Below are 21,145 nucleotides of genomic sequence, written 5' to 3' on the forward strand. Positions count from 1 at the left end.
ACAGATGACTTTTCAATTTTCTTGGTGGCTGTAGAGAAGAGGAAACACCTGATCCCATCCCGAACTCAGAAGTTAAGCTCTTCATCGCCGATGGTACTGTGCACTAGAGTACGGGAGAGTAGGTCGCCGCCAAGTTTTCATTTCGCCATCCTGAGGGGAACCTTAGGATGGCTTTTTTTTTGTAAGGGAGGTAGAGAAAAATGTCAGTTTATGAAACCCCAAGACCAAGTAGAAATTTCTCTCCAGAAATTCCAGAACGAGTTTTGGGTGAGATACAAACAGACTTGACAAGGCTTAAGGACACTTCTTTTAGTGATCTTGATGAGTATCAGAAGCAGCAGGTGATCTTGAGCTTGTATCATAACATAAAGGCAAATCAAGGATTTTTTACTGACTTAGATCCTGATGATCAGTATGATATTTTGATTTACCTCTTCACATATGAATTAGAATTTATCTCGATAAGACTTGAAACTTCTACAGCTCAAGATTTTTTTAAATCACTTATTCAATTCTCAAACCTTTCAAGTCAGCAGAAAATTGAGATTGCTTTACAGATCATGATTTCTCATGGAAAAGAGAGTATAAGAAAATGTGATTTTTTAACTCATACAGAGCAAGTGCAAGCATCGACTCAATTCCATGAAAACGCTAGTAAAGTATTCCCAAATGATATGGTTCCTGACGAGATTGAAGAGATTAGGCAATTTGCGTTTGAGCACTTTTCAGGTCCGAGAAAAGTTCCAACGAGTCAACACCATTATGTTCTCATAGGACTGCTTTACGCAAATGAGCCAGATATTGAAGCAATTAAGTATGTCGCAAATAAATATTTCCAAGAGCAGTACCAACATTTTACTAACTTTGGATTTTCTCGCGTTGTCCGTGAAGTAGAAATCCCTAGTATTCGATGGGATTACTCTCATTATCGCCCAGGTAGGCGTACGATTTCAGCTCTCCATCCTGGCGGTTTTTACTCTAGCCAATACTTTTTAAAAGACGTGATATCCGGAATTGATATTGACGATGAAGAAGTAGGAATACAAGTTTTTCCCCTTGCTTCTGTGGGTGACGAAAATCTTGTCCGCAGAGCCCAGCAAATTGCTGCTCAAAATATGGATTTTCCAGCATTTTTAAAGATTTCTCACATCCAGACAAAAGAAATTAGTTACGATCAACATTCTAGAGAGTGCCGCATATATTCTACTGTCGATCTAGATGAACACGATTATGAAATTATTCCTCTTCAGCCTCGCGTGAATTCATTTGCAAGAGAAAGACTTGAAAGACTTTACTCTTCAGAATACGCAGACCGCATCTACCATTCACTCAAAAACCCTATTCAGATCGAAAACCCAAAAGATCCTGTGCGACGCGTCCTTTTTCCTTCTAGCGAAGAAGAAAAGAAGCCTGTCTCTGATAAGAGCCCAACTATTGAAAATGACAAACATTTTATGTATTTCATTTTCAAATGTCTATTATGTCTGCTTATTTTCAAAATAGGCTTTCAAATATTTGCCTATTTCCGCTCAAAGTTTAGTCATGAGTAGATTTCTTCTTAAGGCTATGATACAATACATTTCAAAATTTAGTCTAAGTTGAACCATGTCAGTTGTTTCTCCTCAGTTATTCCCTGTGAGCTTTAGTCATGACATGACACCGACAGACATCTATACCTACGACAAAGCAGAGCCTTTATTTTATATTCCTGACTGCCAACGAGCGAGTTTTGAAGAGTTTGTCAAAATTAATAAACTTGCCAGCCTTTTTTTTACTGACCATTTCGCACATTGTTTAAAGCCTGATGGAAGGATTAATTTTGAACAAGTGAGAGAATGGTATGATATAGAGGACCTCCCATCTATTACTGAGGGGAGGATTCCATCAGCACTCTTTAAATCTATCCATGTTATTTCCTTTTCCCAGCTTGAAAAATTTAAAAAGGAAGGCGCAAGGTGTCCATGGTGTAGCAAGTCAGTGAGAGAGCTCACAACATGCCCCTTATGGGAAATTAAACTACGTTATCCCGATAGAGATATAGATTGGACTCGAGAGCAGTTAAGTCCTTCGACTGAGGTCACGATTATGCGTCGACGCTCGAATAGTGATAGTCGAGATTTTTCCTTAATCCACCTTATTTTTTTAATCGATTTTGCTGCTAATGATACTTCACCATGGGAACAGCCTCCTTCTGAGGGAATCATTGAAAGATTTATGAAATGTGACCCACAGTATGCACAAAATGTCCTTTCTACCATTCGACATGAGCTGAATGAGATAAAAACAGAAGCCTGGGTCCGCCACCTTCATTTAAGAAACGACCTAGACGTCTTAAAAAATCAATTAAATGAATATCTAAGAGAGTGTTCACCGTCTCATTATCAAGAACCGCGGGCATTCACAGAGGATGTTTTACAACGTTACCCTGACGTTGAAACATTAGAAGATGTAAAAGATAGTTGTGAGCTTCTCTCGACTCCAATAGACCCAATCCACCGCCCCGTTACTCCTAGACGACAATTATCCAACACATCTATCAAAGAAGAAAGCTGTATGCCCCTTCGGTATCTTTTGCTCGGTACCATTTTCATCTGCTCATTCCTCTACTTCTTTTCAACTCTCATGGTTGCCTTTTTTAAAGGCCGTTTTTTCTTTGGTGATGAACTCTAGACATTGATTTGAAACTTGAATAGGGTTTCTTTTTTTGCAAGTCATTCGACTTGTATCTGAGGTAAGTCGTCACTTGAGTTTGAAGAATAATTCTCCCTATTGTATCCTAAGCTCATGAAAGGTTTAGTCTACATTGATGGTCAGATCCTACCAGCTGAAGAAGCTAAAATATCAGTGCTTGATCTCAGTATCATGCGCGGGTATGGTGTGTTTGATTTTTTACGGACATATCAAAAACTTCCTTTCCGCCTTTGGGATCATCTTAAACGTTTTGAGGCTTCTGCAAAAGAAATTGAAATCCCTCTGCCTCTTTCTATGAATGAAGTTGTAGATGTGATCGAGCAACTGCTCGAAAAAGCTCCTTATCCCGAAGCAAACATTAAAATCTTCTTAACTGGAGGACAATCAACCGATCAGTACCTTCCAGAAGATCGCCCCACCTTTTTTGCATTGGTCTATCCTGTCCGAATTTTTCCTAAAGAGATGTATGAGAAAGGAGTGGGTCTTGTTACAGAAATTTATGAAAGGCCTTTTCCTGCATGCAAAAGCATTCACTATTTACCTGCCATTGTAGCAATTCGTTGCGCACAAAGAAAAGGAGCCCACGACGTTCTATTTCTTAGCCACAATAAGACTCTCTTGGAAACAGGAACTGCAAACTTTTTTGGGATTAAAGGGTCGACTGTTGTCACAACAGGAGAAGGAATTATCTTTGGAATCACCAGACAAGTTATCCTTGAACTTTTAGAAGAGCAGGGGATCTCTGTTGAAGTCCGCACGATTGGTTACGATGAACTCCAAACCTTTGATGGCGCGTTTATCACTTCGAGTAGTAAAGAAGTTGTCCCTGTTGTCCAAGTCGATGACATTTCATTTCCCCTTCATCCTCTGACTATCACTTTGATGAAATGCTTTTCAGCATACACAAAGTCAATTGAATCCCCATTCCAGAAAGTTCTTTAACATATTATTTTTCCATAGTATGAGAAGAGTTAGTCACCTGAGTTCTGGATTTATACTCAAATAACTGGAAAAGTTGGAATTTCGATAGCTTTCGCGTTGATCACAATCAACTTTTGAAGTTGTTTCAGTATAACACTTCGAGTTGATATGACTTCTCCTTTGATCATCACAGCCTTTGCTCTGATTCCCATGATTGTTGCATTAATTGGTGGAGGACTTGCCTCTGTCTATACTTTCTCCAAAAAAGTCATGAGTGGTTTGCAACACTTTGTGGCAGGGATTGTTGTCGGAGCTGTTGCAACAGAGCTTCTCCCGAAAATTTTAGGCCATGGTTCTCCTGTTTCGATCAGCGTGGGGTTTATTTTAGGAGCTGCTGTCATGCTCGGTGTGCATGAGCTTGCCCATTTCTTGGCTAAAAAAGGATCGACATCCAAACTTCCTACGGGACTCATCATTGGTTCTGCACTCGATCTTTTTCTCGATGGTCTTTTGATAGGAGTTTCTTTTCTTGCTGGGATGTCGGGAGGAGGTCTCATTGCTATTTCGTTGAGCTTTTGCGCTTTTTTTCTCGTGCTTGCCCTTTCTTCCCGTTTGACAAAATCGGAATTGCATAAAAAGCATCAATACGCCCTGATCATTCTCTCAACAATCCTTCTTCCCATCGGAGCACTTTTGGGGAGTACCATCATTTCTCACATGCCTGCGCAAGTGATGACAGAAACCCTTGCATTTGGCGTGGCAGCACTTCTCTTTTTAGGAATTGAAGAGCTGATTGCCGAAGCTCATAAAGTTCACGATAACTTTTGGATTTCAGGTAGTTTTTTCTTGGGATTTCTAGTCATTATTATATTTCAAAACTTTTCATAGAAATTTATTGCGTAAATAACGAAACGTTTTTTATTGAGAAAAAGAGAGACTTAATTTTCGGAGGATATAAGTCCGATGGCGCTGAAAGATACAGTGAAAAAAATGCACACCATGCTTGAAGAGATGGTAGGGGATCTTAAAAAAGCAGAGCGGGGAATCAAAGCTGCTTCACAACGGGTGCGTACAGGAACTATTAAATTTGCAAAGTTAGCCAAACTATATCGCAAGGAATCGATGATTGCAGAAAGAGGGGGTAAGAAAACGGTGAAAAAGAAAACCCCTCAGAAAAAAAACAAAACCGTTGCCAAAAAGGCCGCTCCTAAGAAGGCGAAAACCCCTCGTCGGAAAACCATGCATTAGATATCATGTACCTCCTGATCTTGGGAGGTACAATTCCATTTGAAAAAAACATTTGATCTTACCATTACAGACTATTCGAAGAAAGGGCACGGCCTCGCCCTACTTCAAAGACAAGAAGGTCAACCTCCTGTCAAAGTAGAAGTTGTTTCAGCGGCTATTGGGGATAAGCTAGAGGTTGCTCTTGGAAAACGGAAAAAAGGGGCCTATCAAGGAACACTTCTCAAACTTCTTCAACCCTCAAGCGATCGGACAGAGCCCCGATGCGTCCATGCCGGATCTTGTGGCGGTTGCAGCTGGCAAGGACTTAAATACACAGCCCAGCTTCAGCAAAAAGAAGATAAAGTGCGTAAACTCTTTGCTCCTTATGTCGCAAGTGCAATCTTTCACCCAATCGTTCCTTGCGAAGAACCCTGGCAATACCGCAATAAAATGGAATTCACGTTTTCTGAGAATAAAGACGGCGAAAAGTTTTTGGGGCTCATCATGACCCGCAGCCGTGGAAAAGTTTTGACAATGAAAGAATGCCACCTTACATCTCCCTGGTTTACAACAATACGGCATGAAACCATTAATTGGTGGGAATCGCGTAGCTTAAAAGCTTTTCATCCCCCTTCTGGAACTGGCTCTCTTCGCACCTTAACACTGCGAGAAGGCAAAAGGACAGGGGGAAAGATGATTTTTCTCACAGTATCAGGAGACCACGAGTACTTTGTGAAGCAGTCTGATTTAGACTCATTCAAACAAGCCATGCTTGAGGCTCTTCCTGGAGAAAATCCGAGCATTTATTTGCGTATTCACAAAGCTGAAAAAGGGCGCCCTACAGCTTTTTATGAAATGCATCTTCACGGTCCGGATGGATTGAAAGAAGAACTTCAAATCAAAGATCAAACCCTTAAGTTTCACATCAGCCCCGCTTCTTTTTTTCAACCTAACACCTTTCAAGCAGAAAAGCTTTTTGCAAGAGCATTAGATTTGGCAAGCCCTGACTCTTCCATGCGTGTTTATGATCTCTACGCCGGTTCTGGTTCTTTAGGGATGGTCTTTGCCCCCTATGTTAAAAAAGTCTTGGGGATTGAACTGTGCGCTTATGCGGTTTGCGATGCAGAAACGAATATCGAGCAAAATAGCCTTTCAAATATGAAGATGATTCGAGGCGATGTAGGTGAGGTGTTATCCGAGTTTCAGCTCACTGCCGATTTAGCTATTGTAGATCCTCCTCGGACCGGCCTTGATGCAAAAGCGCTTGAAAACATCTTGCGCCTCTCTCCTCAAAAAATTCTATATGTTTCATGTAACCCCACAACTCAAAGTGAAAATATTTTTGAATTGACCAAATGTGGGTACAAATTGACCCATATTCAGCCTGTCGATCAATTTCCTCATACCCCCCATATAGAAAACATTTGTGTTCTAGAAAAATAACCAATCCTTTAGATATAATAGAAAAAAGTTTTAGAAAATTTTTAACGAAGGAATCCCATGAAAAAAGGTTTACTCTTTTTACTTCCCATTCTTGCGTCAGCATCGCTCTTTGCAGATGAAGCAGCGGCACCTGCGCGTGGACAAAGCATGTATCAAACGCTCATGATGATTGGTATTGCACTTGTTTTCTTTTACCTCATTCTTTGGCGCCCAGAGCAAAAAAGACGTAAGAAAATGAACGACCTCCGCACGAATCTTTCCAAAGGCGATCGCGTGACTGCAATGGGAATCGTTGGAACTGTGGCTCAAATCAAAACAGATACGATCATCTTAAAGATGGTAGATGGAGCTAAGATCGAAGTCATTAAAGGGGCCATTTCTGACGTGCAGCCTGCTGGGACTGAAGACAAAAAAGTTGATATCTCTTCTGCTGAAACAAATGGAGCAGATTCTTAAGAGAATTTCTTTTGACGGGGCTAAATCGTAATTTTTGCGAAAAGGGCCCCTAAACTTCCTTGAAGAGAGGTTACGAGCATTCGAAATTCTTCAGCTTTATGGCAATCGTCAATAAGAGGGTTTGTGGGTTTGCCATCTATGTAATAGCTAGGATCAAGTTTTTGAAAAGCTTGGAAATAGGCCATAAGATCTTTTCCAAACATTGGAAATCCAGATCCAGTCGCAAGTTGACCTGTATAACGGTTTTTTGTTGCGATTGAATCAAACCTAATCGCATCGATGAGTGCAATCACCAAGCTTTGAATTAACACTTGTCGTTCTTTCTTTAGCGCATGGATCGATTTGATCGTTGCTTGCAATTCTCGAAGGTCGCTTGTTTTCATGGTAAGGCCTTGCTCGCTAATCGACTTGGCTCTTTCAATTAATGCTTTTAATTGAGTTTGATAAGCATCAATTTTTCGGAAATGTTTGTTGTTTTTTTCGAAAAAGCCATGAATCCGATCGATGAAATCGAGCAGATTATTCTTATCATAGATGATGGCATTGAACCCTTTATGGTTTGAACTCTCGGCTTTACCTTTAGCTTTTGAAACAATCGAGGTGACTTGTTTCTCTAAATGAAGAATGCTATTAGGATTAAGTATAGCGTTTCTATTATAGCGCAAAACTTCTTCTTGTTGTGAATTTAATCCACTTAAATAAACCTGTTCTTTTCCAAGTCCATGAGTAAGATGCATAATTGCAGACGTGATTTCTTGAAAGGCTTGCTGAATCCCAGATAGTTCTGAAGAGCTTGCACTTACGCTCATATCACATAAAGGCTTTGTAACTTCAATACTTCTTGAGATTGCCTCTAGTTCTTCCAATGCACGTTGTTTTTCTTTATGAAGTAGATCAAATTGCCCTTCGATTTGAATCAATTCTTCAAGACGCTTGTGAATTGCAGGCATCTCAGCGTTTTCGTTTAATCCGATCTGAGCTGCAATTTCTCCAAGAGCTCCCTTTGCAAACGCGGAGGTTTTGATCCCTTCTAAGATTGATTGCCCAGTTGTTTTTAAATTGTCTCGATTAAATGTGACGTTGAGAATGGTTGCGAGGCGCTCTAGAATGCTCCAGAGTTCGCGATTTTCTTTGCGCAAAAGTTTGACTTCTTTCTGTAGCTCCTCAAGCTCTTTGTCTTGCGTTTCAACTCTTTCGCGTAAAATGCGGTTTTCTTCTTCAAGCTCTAAGACTTTTTGCGATTTTTCTTTTAGAGCGCTTGTAAGCTCCAAAATATGGTTCTCATATTCTGAGCTACTTTTTCTTGCTTCGCGTTCCATATTAGCGAGAGCGATTTCAGTTTCTTCTTTGAGTCTATCGTATGCTTGTTTCTTTTCATTAAGTTCTTGCTCAAGTCGAGAGGCCCTTTCTTCAGTTGAAAGGAGCATTTCTTCAGCAAGACGAACTTTCTTTTTTTCTTTAAGCAATTCACCTTGAAGGTAATCGCGATCTTCTGTCATTCCCGAAAGCTCTTCACCTGCCTCTTGAATCTCTTTATCACGTTGCTTCATTGATCGCTTTAATTCTTCAATTTCAGCTCGTCTTTTCAAGATATCTGAATTAGCTTCTTCGAGAGCTTGGTCTTTTTCTGTAGACTCTTTCTCAATTCTTGAGATTTTTGATTTTAAAGTATCGATGGTGCTTTTTTGGGATATGTCACGTTGATCCGTTTTAAAGAGTTCTTCTCGAAGCTCGTGATTGATGTCTTCTAATTGTTTAATCTTTTGTTTATCATGTAATTGTGCTGAGATGAGTCCACTCACCTTTTTGCGCAAGCGGTCGATTTCTGAGGTGTATCCTTCGATTTCGGATTGGATTGCTTGGATTTTGCTTTGATGTTCTTTAGCGAGCTTCTTGAGTTCCTGTCGATGTTTTTCATCTAGTTCTTTAAGTTCGATTCCGTGACTTTCTCGAACTTGGAGTTGCTCCTTTTTTAACTCGCTCATCTCCAAATTAAGGCGCTGATTTTCATCCAAGAGATCCTTGATTTTTCCGACAATGTATTTTCCAGGGAAGGAAGATGGGTCGCTATCTTCTGCAATAGAAATGGGTAACTTTGAAACTTTGTCATGAGCCTCTCTTAGAATCTCTTCTAGCTCTTTAACTCTTTCTTGTAATTCTTCAGCTCTAGCTTCGGCATCTTTTTTCTCAACCCCCAAAGCTCGGAGTGCGAGCCCGAATTCTTCCTTAAGGTGTGCTTCAGATCTTCGGTAACTTTCGTCAAGCTTAGTAAAAGCCTGTTCAAAAGATTCTTTTTGCTTTTGAAGTTTTGTTTCAAGTTCACGAACTTGAAGGTCATAGCGCTGAGTGAGTTCTTCTTCTCGTCGTGACAGTTCTCTTTTATCCGAAGTAAAGGCTTCTCTAAGTCGTTCTAGTTCTCTTTTGTGAGTCTCGTGAGCCTTCTCTAATTCCTGTTGAACATCTTCAGTTGCTACTTTTGCTAAGCGAACTTCTTCACTTTTAAGACGTAATTGCTCTTCAAAGTCTTTTCTAGCTAAGCTGAGCTCTGATCCCTTCTCCTTAAGTAGTCTTTCAGCTTCTTCAGCACGTTTTGTTGCAGCTTCAAGTTTTGAGCCGAGGTCTTTAACTTGTTCTTCTAGCTGATGAACTTGGAGTCCATGTTGCTCTGTGAGTTTTCTTTCTTTCTCTTGATATGTCTCAGTAAGGCGTCTTGACTCTTCATCAAATTTTTGCTTTTGGTCACGAAGTTTTTGCTCGAGGTCTTCAACATGAGAGGATGTTAGCTTTCGAACTTGTTCTTCGTTCTCCGATATCAGTCGTTTCTTTGCAGATTCAAATTCTTCTCTGACTTGCTCTAGGTTTCTTTCGTGTGACTCATGAGCTTCGTCTAATTTTCGTTGAACATCTTGAGTTGCTTCTTTTGCTAAGCGAACTTCTTCATCTTTAAGACGTAATTGCTTTTCAAAGTCTTTTCTAGCTAAGCTGAGCTCTGATCCTTTCTCTTCGAGAAGCCTTTCGGCTTTTTCAGCACGTTTTGTTGCAGCTTCAAGCTTTGAGCCGAGGTCTTTAACTTGTTCTTCTAGCTGATGAACTTGGAGTCCATGTTGCTCTGTGAGTTTTCTTTCTTTCTCTTGATATGTCTCAGTAAGGCGTCTTGACTCTTCATCAAATTTTAGCTTTTGGTCACGAAGTTTTTGCTCGAGGTCTTCAGCATGAGAAGATGTTAGCTTTCGAACTTGTTCTTCGTGCTCTGATGTCAGTTGTTTCTTTGCAGATCCAAATTCTTCTCTGAGATCCTTAAGCTCTCTTGCGTGTGACTCGTGAGCTTCGTCTAATTTTCGTTGAATACTTTGAGTTGCTTCTTTAGCAATTTGCAATTCTTCATCTTTACCGTGTAAGAGATCTTCTAGTTCGGCAACTTTTTCTGTTTCTGCTTTGAGTTTTGGGGTAAGATCTTCAACTTGCTGCTTTGCTTCTTTTAATTCCTTTTCCAAACGTTGCTTAGCTTCATGTGCTTCGGGAAGTTCAACTTTTGAGAGCCTTTCAACCTCTTGCTGAGCTAACTCAAGTTGATGGGCTAAGCTATTTCTTTCCTCTGAAACCTTTCCATGAAGTTCGCGTAGTGTTTGCAGCTGATGTTGATTCTGCTCATGCAGCCCGCTTGCAAGAGCTAGGAGAAGAACTGCTCCCTGGAGCTCTTTTGTCCGCTTTTCAAGGTTTTGCTCAAGTGCTTCATTGTCTTCACCTAATCGTGAAGCCTTGTCCTGAAGATTTGCGATTCTTAATTGAGATTGTTGATAGAGAGCAGCTGTTCCGAGAAAAAGTGCCAGCATTTTGCTAAGCTGTTCTGTGCGCTCTTGGAGTGTGTTTTCGACGACGCCTTTTTCTCTTTGTAACCTGTCGAGCTCATCCATCACTGTTCCCAGTGTTTCTTCAGTGATCCCTAAATCTTCGGCTGTTGTTTGCAATTGACTTTGCAATGATTTGTTGCACTCACTTGCTGCTGAGAGAAGTAATAAGAGAGCAGCTTTATGTTGGTTTGCTTGAGTGAGGTCTTCGCGCAAATCGTCGATTTCGCCTTTTTGTCGACGAAGCTCTTTATTTTGCGCAAGGAGAGTGGGTTCCATATTCGGCAGGGTCTCGATGCGACTTTTTGTTGAGCGCAGTCCATGTTCAAGCTCGACTACTTTGGTCACTGGAGGGCGAGAGTCGGTTTCTTTTAGACGCTCAATTTCACGTCGAAGTTCACGCACTTCGTCGCGTAGGTCGCGAATCAATTCATCGCGTGACTGTAAGCTGTCTGGAGAATGGTGGTGGCCACAGCAGTGATGGCAGGGTGGAGATGAGCTTGAGATCCTTTCACTAGTGAGGGGCTTGGTGTCTTTTTCTTCGGAATGGGGGAAAAGACCATTGTAGGCCTCTCGGGTCTTTCGGACGATTTCGTCAATGGGCTCGTCTAGCTCTGGCGATTCGGTTTCAGATTTATTGTAAATTTTGAGCCATGCGTCCCCGTCTTTTTCTCGAATCAAGACGGTACCATTTTCCTTCACACGGACTTGGACGTTTGTCGAAAGGGCAAAATCACGCCTTGGAATGACTTCTCGGACTTTTTCTTGGAAATGACTGGTTTTCATCAGCTTAGCGACATCCGGAGAGATGCTACGGTGGTAGCTCTGATAGGCGCTTTGATTCATGCTTTGAAGTTTAAGTGGCTTAGAATCAACGGCTATATCAGATGACAGAAGAGTTGGTTCTCTGCTGATGATTGTCATCTATTAATTCCCAAATATGCATATAATTCATTAATTATAACACATTAATAATAACAAATACATAATAAAGAAAATTTTAATTTATATAATAAAAATTATTTTAAAACAGTCCATTTATTGACCCTTAGCTGTAAAGAAAAGGATTGCACTCTGAAGAGGGAAGGAGTAGCATGGATCTCTTTTGGAGGTTGGTGTGGACTCAAATCTGTTTTTGGAACAATTTCTCACGACAAAATTTATCGCTACAGTTGTCCTAGTGGTCTTGCTCATGGGGATCCGCTATGGAATAGCCCGTTACATTAGGCGCGCTCCAAGGAATTGGACATCGCAGCAGAGGCTAAAGTGGATCGGCACGAGTCGAATTTTAGTTTCGGTCATTGTGCTTATGGGAGTGATTTATCTTTGGGGAGAGACAATTCAAGGGTTTGCTGTTTCGGTTTTTGCCATTGCTTTTGCCATTGTCTTTTCTGTGAAAGAACTTTGCATGTGTTTTAATGGATCACTTGTTCGGTTTCGTGGAAAGTCGTTTGAAGTGGGAGATCGGATTCAAATTGGAATGATTCGAGGAGATGTTATTGAAACAACTCTCCTTTCAACGACTGTTCAAGAAGTAGGAAAAGGGGCAGCAAACCACCAATACACAGGTCGTATGATTACCTTCCCAAACAATCTCTTTTTAATTGAAGCGGTATATAACGAATCCTTTTTGGAAAATTTCCATTTGCTTCACATTGAAGTGCCAGTCAAAATTTCTGAGGATTGGCAAGAAGCAAAAAAACTCTTGCTTCAAGTGGCTCAAGAAGAAATGATGCCTTTTTTAGAGCAAGCAAAGCGCAGTGTCCGCGGGTTTGAACGGCGACTTGGATTAGAAATGCCATCGTCTGAACCTTATGTCACCATGCAAATGAGTGGGCCTGATCAAATCATATTACACTTGCGGATGGCCTCTCCTTCACATCTTAAGGAGCGGCTTGAACAAGTGATTCTAAGCCGCTACTTGGAAAAGCGGGCTACCCCCCAACTGCGTGCTTTGAAAGCTTCTCAAGAACCGCGTTTGAACGTTTGAGAAACTCGGGGAATGTCGCGGGGTCGAGCTCTTTTTGAGAGAGGAGCGATAGCTCATAAAGTTGGTGCACCAATTCTTTTGCCAGTTCGGGATCTTTATCCCCAAGTTTTGTCACCGATTGAACGAGTTGACTATTTGTATTGACGACGAAAGTTCGCTTTTCCCCAATACCGCTTGGAATATCTTGCCCTGAAAGCGAGAGATAATCTCGCATGCGCCGGCTACCTTCATGGATTACAATGAAAGCAGGAACAGAGTCGCTCGCCAGACTTTTAGCTTCTACTTCGACTAAACTTTTATCAAGCTTGGAGCGGAAAAAGTCTGCGATTTTTGCCGATTCTGTTTTTCCTTCTGCGTCGAGTACATTTTTTTCCCGCCCTTTGTCGAGAATGACGTCTTCTAGGGCGCCATCGAGTCGTTGGAATTTCACCGCTGTCATTTTGTCTTCTAAGAAGCTCATGAGTGGCGTATCTAAATGGGAGGGAGCGTAGAGAATTTCGAGCCCTTTTTCTTTGTACATGTCGAAAAAGTGAGAGAGGTGTTTGTCGTCCTGATGGTAAAAGACTTTGTTTTCTCCTTTTTCTTTGTTGCGCTCAAGGTACTCTTCGACAGTGGTCCAAGTATCTTCTGAAGTTTTCCAAATGAGGCAGGACTTAATTTTTTCGTAGAACTTTTCATCGCGCAAAATGCCAAGTTTGACAATGAGTTCAATGTCGGGCCAACGGGCAATGAACCCCTCACGATTTGTTTGGTAAAGAGAGACAAGCTTATCAGCCACTTTTTTGGAAATGTGGCTGCTTAATTGACGAACAGTGCGATCAGTTTGCAAGTTACTGCGCGAGACGTTGAGGGGGATATCAGGGCTGTCAACAACTCCACGCAAAATACTAAAGTGTTCGGGAATCACCTCTTTGCAGCTGTCTGAGACGAACACTCGGTTGCAGTAAAGGTGGATGGAGGATTGTTCGTGATCAAACCGTTTGCTGAGTTTAGGAAAATAGAGAATCCCTTGTAGGTGGAAAGGGTAGTCGACATTGAGATGAATCCAAAAAATCGGGTCGGGTTCGAAAGGATATAGCATGTGGTAAAAGTCGATATAGTCTTGATCGGTGCATTCTGAAACAGGCTTAATCCACAGAGGTTCTTTATCATTGATCTGCTTTTCGCTCAGATAGATGGGGTAAGGGAGAAAGCGACAATGCTTCAACAAGATATCGCGGACCCGTTTTTCATCAAGAAACTCTTCAGCATCTTGGGTTAGATGGAGAGTAATCGTGGTTCCTCGACTCTCCCGTTTTCCTTCTTCAAGTGTGTATTCAGGGGAGCCATCGCAAGTCCAAAATGCCGGCTTGGCTTCGTTTTCATAGGACAGGGTGTCGATGTCAACTTTATCACTGACCATGAAAGCGGAGTAAAACCCGAGTCCAAAATGGCCAATGATTTGAGAACTTTCTTCGTCTGACTGGTACTTTTCAACAAACTCTTCTGCTCCTGAAAAGGCAAGTTGGGCAATGTATTTTTCCACCTCACCTGCTGTCATCCCAATTCCCGTATCAGCAATTGTTAGGGTTTTGGCTTCTTTATCAAGAGTGAGGTCAATGCGAAACTCTTCGTCTACTGCGCTTGTCTTTCCTTGGTCACGTAAGATTTTCGTTTTACTGATTGCATCGCAAGCATTAGAGACGAGTTCGCGCAAAAAGATATCTTTGTCGGTGTAAAGCCATTTTTTGATGATCGGTAAGATATTTTCGCTATGGATTTGCAACTTTTTTTGACTCATGAAGGGGGCCCTTTTTTAATCTTGATAAAGGGTCAATCATACCATTTATCTATTTTCTAGGAAATCCATGAGGGCTTGATCGCTTGCCTTGTCCCAGCTACGTCCAATCCAAAAGACTCGATCTTCGAAGATAAACGAGCCATATGGATCAAAGCTGGGGCTGCAGCGGAGACGGCGGTCTTTAGGAAAATAATGGTAAAAGGGGAACAACCAAATAGGTTGGGAAAATAGCTTCCCCATTGTTCTTGTGTAGTATCCATAAAGAGTGGCCCATTTACGAATGCGACATTTGATAATAGTTATTCGTAAACAAGTTATAAAGAAAAGATTGTGAGATAGAAGGAAGGTAACAATTTTCAAACCTTGCCGTTTTTTAGGACTCGAGGGTATTAAGCGCTTGCACTAGAACCTCACGCCCTTGTGTAGGATTCGAAAGTAAATTTATCAAATTCTGGGTAGAAAACTCTGAAGTAAGCTGAAAGTTCTCTTTTCATTGTTGGCATGTCTTCAAATTCAATAATACCTTTATTATCATCTCTCAATCGATAAGAACCTTTCTCTGCATCAAATTGAACATTAACAGCATGTCCTTCACCAGAAGGTTTACGCAGGACCAACACGATCTGTTTGTGACCTATAGCGCTCCATTCCTCTATTGTATTTGACAAATGATCTTGTACACTCGTTCCTGAAGGTGGATTTGACAAAGGATATTTTCCATGCAATTTGAGCCTATATGCACTTGGAAGCGCTGCTTCGACCTTTTTGTATTGCTCCTCTGCTTGAACCAATTTTTTATGTAATTCTGTGATCTCTGCTTCAGAAAGGTCTCCCTTCTCATACTTTTTGTAAGCAGTGCTATAATTTTCTCTAATCTTACTCAATTCTTCGTATTCTGATTGAATACGTGACTGGTGGTATCTTGTTGTTTCATTACTTCCGAGTAGTAGAGTCTTTGAACTAACAGGTCCATCAAGAAAACTTCGTTGGACTTGGAGTGAGTTGTTATAGCAAACACCTCCTCCTAAATTGGTATTTGGTTCGTCTCCCTGGTTATAAGGGCGTATAATACGATCAATATTTCTAACAAGCCAATCATGCTGTCCACCATATGTACTTGTATAAAATCCTCCTAACCACTTCCCAGGAACCTCGATAAAGCTCTCCATTTTTTCCACTAAATATGGAGTAAGCTCACGTTCATTCATTCTATCAATTTGAGATAAGTTTAAATCAGTTACAAAAGATTGCTGAAGCTCAGTTGTGTAATTGGGAATCTGCTTGCTTGGATCTATATGAGAGTAGAATTTTTCTATGAGTTTAGAAAATCTCCCACCTGTTTCCTTATCTCTTACAGATTTAATTTGATCCCATTTGATCATCAAACCTTCGGTTGCGATTCGTTGCGTGTAAATCGTAAAGGCGTTCAGAATAGCAGGAAAATGAGTTGCAAAATTTTGGTTCAAAGGAGGCGTGAATGTATGGGCATCTCTAAAACGTTCAAAGCGATATTGAACAGTTCTTTCTTTGACGCCTCTAAAGGAACGTTCCGCTTTCAACTCAAGTCTATTTAGACTGTCAAAGTCTCCTTTGAGTTGGCCAAGAATACTGGATTGAGCATCTCTAACGGACGCTCTTTCTAACCCTTGATATTCTTTAACATCAGGACATCCATGTTTAGCTCCCAAAAGCGTTATCAAACGATATTCTTCTTTAGAAATTGAAATTTCATCTGGATTGATTAACAAGTTCAGGGCTTGTTCTAAATGCTCAAGTTTCGAAGGACTAGAACCAGGTAGCTTCCTAATAAAAGTGATTTGTCGTCGGATTTCATCAATATTTTCCTTAAGCATGGGGCTATCTAAATCAAGAGATGCAATACTCTTCTTGATGTTTGCGGTATAGCGAATAAGCTTTGCTTCTGGTGTTTCTTCGCTACGTTCTTTTGTTTTATGTGCAGCCGGACCGGTCGTTGATTCTGATGAGGATTTTTTCTCCCACATGCTACGAGTGCTTCTTACCTTCTCAGTATCAATTTCTTGAGATTTCTCTTTGGATCGACTGTGAGGCATAGACTCTTTTGGAGCCTGTGCATGCATTCCAATAGCCTTTCTATACTTTTGAATAACTGGATCGAGATGCCTGCCATCAGTCTTAAAATCTTGTTGAAGGGTGAGCAACCCTTTCAAAATGGCTCTTTTATCTTCTTCAGAAAAAATCGAATGATCTAAATGAGGAATGAGATCATTAAGATAAGAAGAAAGCTGTCCTTCAATTGCTTTTCTTCCTGAAGGTTTATCTAGATCAGAAATCTTCCCAGAAGTATAAGTCCGAAGCAAATCGTACTCATTTTTGACTTGCTGTTCTTTTGCCCTATAAAGAGCTATTGCTTCTTGATGAGACGCAGCCGAAAGACCTTCTACATCAACATCTATTAATTGCTCTCGAAGCTTAGCGCACTGAATCAATAGAGGCTTATAAATTTCTAGTGTTTCTGTAGATGCTTGCACTATGGCTGGCATAAGAATACGATGTTCGAATGCGACAAGCTTCTTTAGAAAATGTTGCTTTTGAGAAAGTTCAAGAGGTGTCTGATAAGATTGCGCAAGTTCGATGGGGAAAGCGTCTCTAATTCCATCAGGAATCCCTAAAGCTTTTCCAAGTTTTTCAATCACAGGCTCAAGTCTTTGCCCATCTCCATATTTTTCAAACTCACCTTGTATATCAAGAAGAGCCTGATATAAATCCCTTTTTTCTACAGTTGTAAAAGTTTCATGATTGAGTTCTGGGCAAATCCTATCGATATGACTTTGTATCGATGAAGTAATATTTTCTCTTCTCTCTTCTTTATCAATCCCAGGCAGATCTCCACTTTTGTAAGAAACCAAGAAGCGATGTATTCGCGATGTTTGATAATTTTTTGCATTCCATTGGTTGATGAGATCTTGGTGCGAAGCTTGCAATTTACCCTTTGCATCGATTCCTTCAATTTTTGATTTCAAAGCAATACACTGGTCAACTAAAGGCTCTAAGCGAAATAATTCTTCTGATGTTGATACCTTTGCCAAAGCAGGAATTAAGACTTTTTTCTCAAATGCAACTAATTTTTTTAAAATGGGCTTATGAGACCCTTCAATTTCTCCTTCTGCAAGTTGACGGAGCTCAACTGGGAAACCACTTCTAATGCCATCAAAACTACCTACTGCTAGCCCAAGCTGATTTCTTACAGGCTCAAGTCTTGCTCCATCTCCATATTCTTCAAGTTCATCTTGAATCATCAATATAGCATCATAAAGCGCTGCCTGTTCTGATTTAGGAACCACTTCGGTGATATTTGACCGAGGAAAGTTTGCAAAAAAGCCCGTTAAATTTTTGACAAGTTCAATTCTTGACTCTTCGCTTTCAAGACTTCCAATAATTCCTTTATCATATCCAATTAATATCTGATACCTTGGGTCAAAAATGATCGCCTTAGAGTTATATTTCTGGATGGATTCTTCCTTCAGTTTAAGTAATTTACCCTCTGGATCGACGCCTGCTAGGCGTTTCCCTAAGACAAAGCACTTTTTCATAACCGGTTCTAAAGCATTAAGCTCAGCCTTAGACTGCGCCCTCATTACAGAAGGAATCAAACAATTTTCCAGAAAGAGATGGAGATTCGTTACAACAGTTATTTCATTTTCAATGGGTTCTTGAGCAAGGAGTTTATCCAATTGCTTAAAGAAGGGACGATTTATAATCTCTTGGTTGCCTTCTGAAAGATTCTGTCTGAGGCCAAGTAAAATATTGATTGCAGTAAGTGATGTTGCAAAGGGGGTTCCATCTCCATGCGCTTTAAACTGCTCATTAACAATGCTTAATTTTTCAGCAAATTCAGGAATATTCTCTAGGGACGGATTGCTTTTATCCCCTAAGTAACTGATCACGCTTTGAGCCATTTTTGAGATGTTTGCTCTTATTTTATCAGCATTTTCAAATTCAGCTATGTTATTTTCATCGGTATTGTATTTGATAAACTGAATAAATTGCTTAGAATGAGTAATATCTGTGCTCATGCAAACATCCCTTCAACTCTTTATACTACTAGCTTATATATATCATTTTTAGTTTTATTATATGTTATTTATAATAATAAAATTTTTTAATTAAATAATTAATAGTAATTGACTTGAAGGAAAGCCAGCTGAAGTAATTATCACAATCAGCTAGCTTTTAATGACTTGTTACTTTTTAATCTTTAGGCTATCAGGAGCAAAAGGATCACCATGAACAGTATATCGAGTTGCTTCTAATACAATCTCTTGAGCACTCAATAGAGGCTTTTGTTTTAGAATTTGCTGAATCTTAACCTCCATCAGGTCTTGATTTGTCAACTCTTTAGGCGCTGTCTCTCCAAAAAGAATGCACTTATCTTCATTGGAAACTCGAAGCAGATTTGCCATAATATAAAATCTCCTCTTAAATGGAATACCGAATATTCTAAAGAGGTCTTTAGTTACTGTCAAATTAATCAATCTGGCAGGTGTAAATCAAAAATGTTAAAGTAGTAGAAAGAAAAGACGCTTTCGATAAAAAAGTGTTTATCACGGTTCTATTTGAAATAATAGCTGGATTTTTAAAGAGGAAAGAGATGCTTTTTTTCATTGAGGATTTGCACTAAAATCCCTTTTATTACTTCTCCAAATGCTTAAGCTTGAACCTTAAGCCCTAACTTACGTTTTCATGGGAATAAACTTCAACTCTCTATAAAGAGAGTTGGTCTTCTAGCATTACTTTTTATTATTAACCTGAACTCTGGGTTTCTTTCACTCATTCTCAGGGATTTTTCTCTTTCTTCTCAGCCTTTTTGCCTCGAAAAGGACCGTTTGGACCGTTCCATCGGCAAAAATACCGAGAATTTAAGAGAATTTTCTCTCCTGAAACTAAGCAAAATAAACCCAGAGTTCAGGTTATTATGAAAATCGATCTTCAGACACAGACCAATGTTTTATGCGCGATTTTTAAGAAAATATATGTCGCGCTTTTATAGCTAAAGTGACTTGTTTTAGTTGTTCTGGAGCGGAAATTGGTAAAATTTTCAGAAAATGTTACCTATAACTAATTTAAGTCAGTTTGGTTATATCATTATTTTGCAGTTGCAATGTTTCATGGAGTTTCGAGTCTTTGCCAAGTATGACAAGTCCTTTGACTCTTTCGGTCAGAATAGGGTCTTGAGTTTTCTGAGTCTATGAGAAGTGAGGGGGGTGACCGTCTATGAGAGCGATCTCATTGGCACTCACAGAAGAAAGCATTCCGCATAAAATGAAATGACTTAGCCATTTTTTCATATTTTTATGGAAATAGCAGGGCTGAAATTTTTTTTATAGTGTTTTTAGGAAATCACTTGATCTAGAATGATGAGTATAACGGCGATGGGACAGAGATATCTCACGGCAAAACGCCAAACAGAGTAGATTCTGCGAAGCTTTGTTCCTCTCTCAAATTCTGCAAAAACAGCATCTTTTTCTGTGAAATACCCTACGAAAAGAGCCGTCAAAAGCCCTCCAATGGGGATCATCCAAGTTGTGGTGACATCATTTAAAGTACTGAAAAAATCTTTCCCGTAAATGGTCGCCCAATTGGGGAAAAGAATTTTTGAGCCTGATAACGCAGAAGGAATTCCTAAAATGAAAGTGCAGCATGCAGCAATGATCATTGCTTTCTGACGTGAAAATGAAAACAGCTCTATAATGCTCGAGACCACAACTTCAAAAAGAGAAATGGAAGAGGTGAGAGCAGTGAAAACGAGCAAGAGGAAGAAAGCAGTTGAAATCACGAGATTGCCAGGAAGCTTTGCAAAGAGGATCGGCATGGTTTGAAAGACAAGACCGGGGCCTCCTTCTGGGGGGAAGTTAAAAGTAAAGACAATGGGAAAGATGGTTAGGGCGGCCATCAGCGAGACGATGGCTGCAAGCATTGCAACAATCAATCCGACTTTGGGTAGACTTGCTGAGGGGCGCAGGTAACTTCCATATGTGAGAACAATCCCAAGTCCGACACTTAAAGTAAAAAAAGACATGCCGAGGGCTCTCAGAACTGCGATCGGTGTGAGTTCTGAAAAGTTGGGAGTTAAAATAAACTGAGCAGCTTCGGCAAACCCTGGCAAGGTAAATCCGTAAATGAAGAGGCCGATTAAAATGAAGAAAAGAGAGGGAGTTAAAATCCGGCTCCAATACTCGATCCCCCTTCGAATCCCTCTTTGCACGATGAAAAGATTGAGCAAAATGAAAATAAAGAGCCACAAGAGGTTAATGTCCGACGAAATGTAGACCGTTTCAAAGATTGAGCGAATTTCAGTAGACGTTTTCCCTAATGTGAATTGATTCAGAGACATGAAGGTGTAGTTGAGGCACCAACCTGATACCACGCAGTAGAAAGAGAGAACGATTAAGCAAGTTAAAAGGTTAAGCCATCCAATGGCTTTCCAATTTTGAGATTTTTTAGAGAGATTACTGTAAGCTAAAATAGGAGTGTGTTGCGTTTTACGTCCGATCACAAGTTCGGCAATAAAAAGTGGAACACCAATGAAAAGAGTGAACAAGATATAGAGCAAGACGAAGGCTCCCCCTCCATTATCACCGGAAATGTAGGGAAAACGCCACAAACTTCCCAGCCCAATGGCTGATCCTGCAGCGGCCATGATAAAGCCAAAACTTGAAGTCCAATGTTCACGTTTAGATTTCATGCCAATAAATTCTAAAAGATTTGATAGCAGCTGTCATCAAGAAACTTTTTCTTATTCAATTGATC

Annotated in this window: 14 protein-coding genes and 1 rRNA gene; 9 read left to right on the top strand and 6 right to left on the bottom strand. The window is 40.3% G+C overall.

The window, feature by feature from the left end; all coding sequences use genetic code 11:
- Positions 1-20: 20 nt before the first annotated feature.
- The 8 genes from rrf (at position 21) to yajC (ending at position 6,738) form a co-directional block, all read left to right on the top strand.
- Positions 21-135, top strand: a 5S ribosomal RNA gene (rrf, locus tag SNE_RS02435).
- Between the two features lie 65 nt (positions 136-200).
- Positions 201-1,550: a hypothetical protein gene (locus tag SNE_RS02440; RefSeq protein ID WP_013942724.1), complete on the top strand. Its 1,350-nt coding sequence runs from the start codon at positions 201-203 to the stop codon at positions 1,548-1,550.
- A gap of 55 nt (positions 1,551-1,605) precedes the next feature.
- Complete coding sequence (locus SNE_RS02445; RefSeq protein WP_013942725.1) at positions 1,606-2,670, top strand: hypothetical protein; 1,065 nt, start codon at positions 1,606-1,608, stop codon at positions 2,668-2,670.
- A gap of 114 nt (positions 2,671-2,784) precedes the next feature.
- On the top strand, positions 2,785-3,633 hold the full coding sequence (locus SNE_RS02450; protein ID WP_013942726.1) for an aminotransferase class IV: 849 nt from the start codon (positions 2,785-2,787) through the stop codon (positions 3,631-3,633).
- Positions 3,634-3,780: 147 nt separating this feature from the next.
- Entirely contained in the window at positions 3,781-4,500 is a 720-nt protein-coding gene (locus SNE_RS02455) for a ZIP family metal transporter (RefSeq protein ID WP_013942728.1), read from the top strand.
- Between the two features lie 75 nt (positions 4,501-4,575).
- Entirely contained in the window at positions 4,576-4,860 is a 285-nt protein-coding gene (locus SNE_RS02460; RefSeq protein ID WP_013942729.1) for a histone-like developmental protein, read from the top strand.
- Between the two features lie 39 nt (positions 4,861-4,899).
- Positions 4,900-6,282: a 23S rRNA (uracil(1939)-C(5))-methyltransferase RlmD gene (gene rlmD, locus SNE_RS02465; protein WP_013942730.1), complete on the top strand. Its 1,383-nt coding sequence runs from the start codon at positions 4,900-4,902 to the stop codon at positions 6,280-6,282.
- Between the two features lie 57 nt (positions 6,283-6,339).
- Positions 6,340-6,738: a preprotein translocase subunit YajC gene (gene yajC / locus SNE_RS02470; RefSeq protein WP_013942731.1), complete on the top strand. Its 399-nt coding sequence runs from the start codon at positions 6,340-6,342 to the stop codon at positions 6,736-6,738.
- 20 nt (positions 6,739-6,758) lie between these two features.
- On the opposite strand, the gene SNE_RS02475 is transcribed toward yajC, so the two are convergent.
- Entirely contained in the window at positions 6,759-11,510 is a 4,752-nt protein-coding gene (locus SNE_RS02475) for a hypothetical protein (protein WP_013942732.1), read from the bottom strand.
- 193 nt (positions 11,511-11,703) lie between these two features.
- Between SNE_RS02475 and SNE_RS02480 the strand changes: the two genes are divergently transcribed.
- Complete coding sequence (locus tag SNE_RS02480; protein ID WP_041418710.1) at positions 11,704-12,576, top strand: mechanosensitive ion channel family protein; 873 nt, start codon at positions 11,704-11,706, stop codon at positions 12,574-12,576.
- On the opposite strand, the gene htpG is transcribed toward SNE_RS02480, so the two are convergent.
- The 5 genes from htpG to SNE_RS02500 form a co-directional block, all read right to left on the bottom strand.
- Positions 12,521-14,356 carry a molecular chaperone HtpG gene (htpG, locus tag SNE_RS02485; protein ID WP_013942734.1) on the bottom strand — a complete coding sequence of 612 codons (1,836 nt, stop codon included), beginning with the start codon at positions 14,354-14,356 and terminating at the stop codon, positions 12,521-12,523. The genes SNE_RS02480 and htpG overlap by 56 nt on opposite strands.
- A gap of 56 nt (positions 14,357-14,412) precedes the next feature.
- Positions 14,413-14,616: a hypothetical protein gene (locus tag SNE_RS13035; RefSeq protein ID WP_013942735.1), complete on the bottom strand. Its 204-nt coding sequence runs from the start codon at positions 14,614-14,616 to the stop codon at positions 14,413-14,415.
- Positions 14,617-14,766: 150 nt separating this feature from the next.
- Positions 14,767-18,411, bottom strand: a complete 3,645-nt coding sequence (locus tag SNE_RS02490) for a hypothetical protein (RefSeq protein ID WP_013942736.1) — start codon at positions 18,409-18,411, stop codon at positions 14,767-14,769.
- Between the two features lie 168 nt (positions 18,412-18,579).
- Entirely contained in the window at positions 18,580-18,798 is a 219-nt protein-coding gene (locus SNE_RS02495) for a hypothetical protein (RefSeq protein WP_013942737.1), read from the bottom strand.
- A gap of 929 nt (positions 18,799-19,727) precedes the next feature.
- On the bottom strand, positions 19,728-21,080 hold the full coding sequence (locus SNE_RS02500) for a sodium-dependent transporter (RefSeq protein ID WP_013942739.1): 1,353 nt from the start codon (positions 21,078-21,080) through the stop codon (positions 19,728-19,730).
- Between the last annotated feature and the right edge of the window lie 65 nt (positions 21,081-21,145).

The organism is Simkania negevensis Z (assembly GCF_000237205.1).
Taxonomy (GTDB): Bacteria; Chlamydiota; Chlamydiia; order Chlamydiales; family Simkaniaceae; genus Simkania; species Simkania negevensis.

Bases quoted from the DNA above. Each gene is read 5' to 3' on its own strand.
- SNE_RS02490 (WP_013942736.1), bottom strand. From the start codon at position 18,411: ATGAGCACAGATATTACTCATTCTAAGCAATTTATTCAGTTTATCAAA.
- SNE_RS02445 (WP_013942725.1), top strand. From the start codon at position 1,606: ATGTCAGTTGTTTCTCCTCAGTTATTCCCTGTGAGCTTTAGTCATGAC.
- SNE_RS02475 (WP_013942732.1), bottom strand. From the start codon at position 11,510: ATGACAATCATCAGCAGAGAACCAACTCTTCTGTCATCTGATATAGCC.
- SNE_RS13035 (WP_013942735.1), bottom strand. From the start codon at position 14,616: ATGGATACTACACAAGAACAATGGGGAAGCTATTTTCCCAACCTATTT.
- SNE_RS02460 (WP_013942729.1), top strand. From the start codon at position 4,576: ATGGCGCTGAAAGATACAGTGAAAAAAATGCACACCATGCTTGAAGAG.
- SNE_RS02440 (WP_013942724.1), top strand. From the start codon at position 201: ATGTCAGTTTATGAAACCCCAAGACCAAGTAGAAATTTCTCTCCAGAA.
- yajC (WP_013942731.1), top strand. From the start codon at position 6,340: ATGAAAAAAGGTTTACTCTTTTTACTTCCCATTCTTGCGTCAGCATCG.
- SNE_RS02455 (WP_013942728.1), top strand. From the start codon at position 3,781: ATGACTTCTCCTTTGATCATCACAGCCTTTGCTCTGATTCCCATGATT.
- htpG (WP_013942734.1), bottom strand. From the start codon at position 14,356: ATGAGTCAAAAAAAGTTGCAAATCCATAGCGAAAATATCTTACCGATC.
- SNE_RS02495 (WP_013942737.1), bottom strand. From the start codon at position 18,798: ATGGCAAATCTGCTTCGAGTTTCCAATGAAGATAAGTGCATTCTTTTT.
- SNE_RS02500 (WP_013942739.1), bottom strand. From the start codon at position 21,080: ATGAAATCTAAACGTGAACATTGGACTTCAAGTTTTGGCTTTATCATG.
- SNE_RS02450 (WP_013942726.1), top strand. From the start codon at position 2,785: ATGAAAGGTTTAGTCTACATTGATGGTCAGATCCTACCAGCTGAAGAA.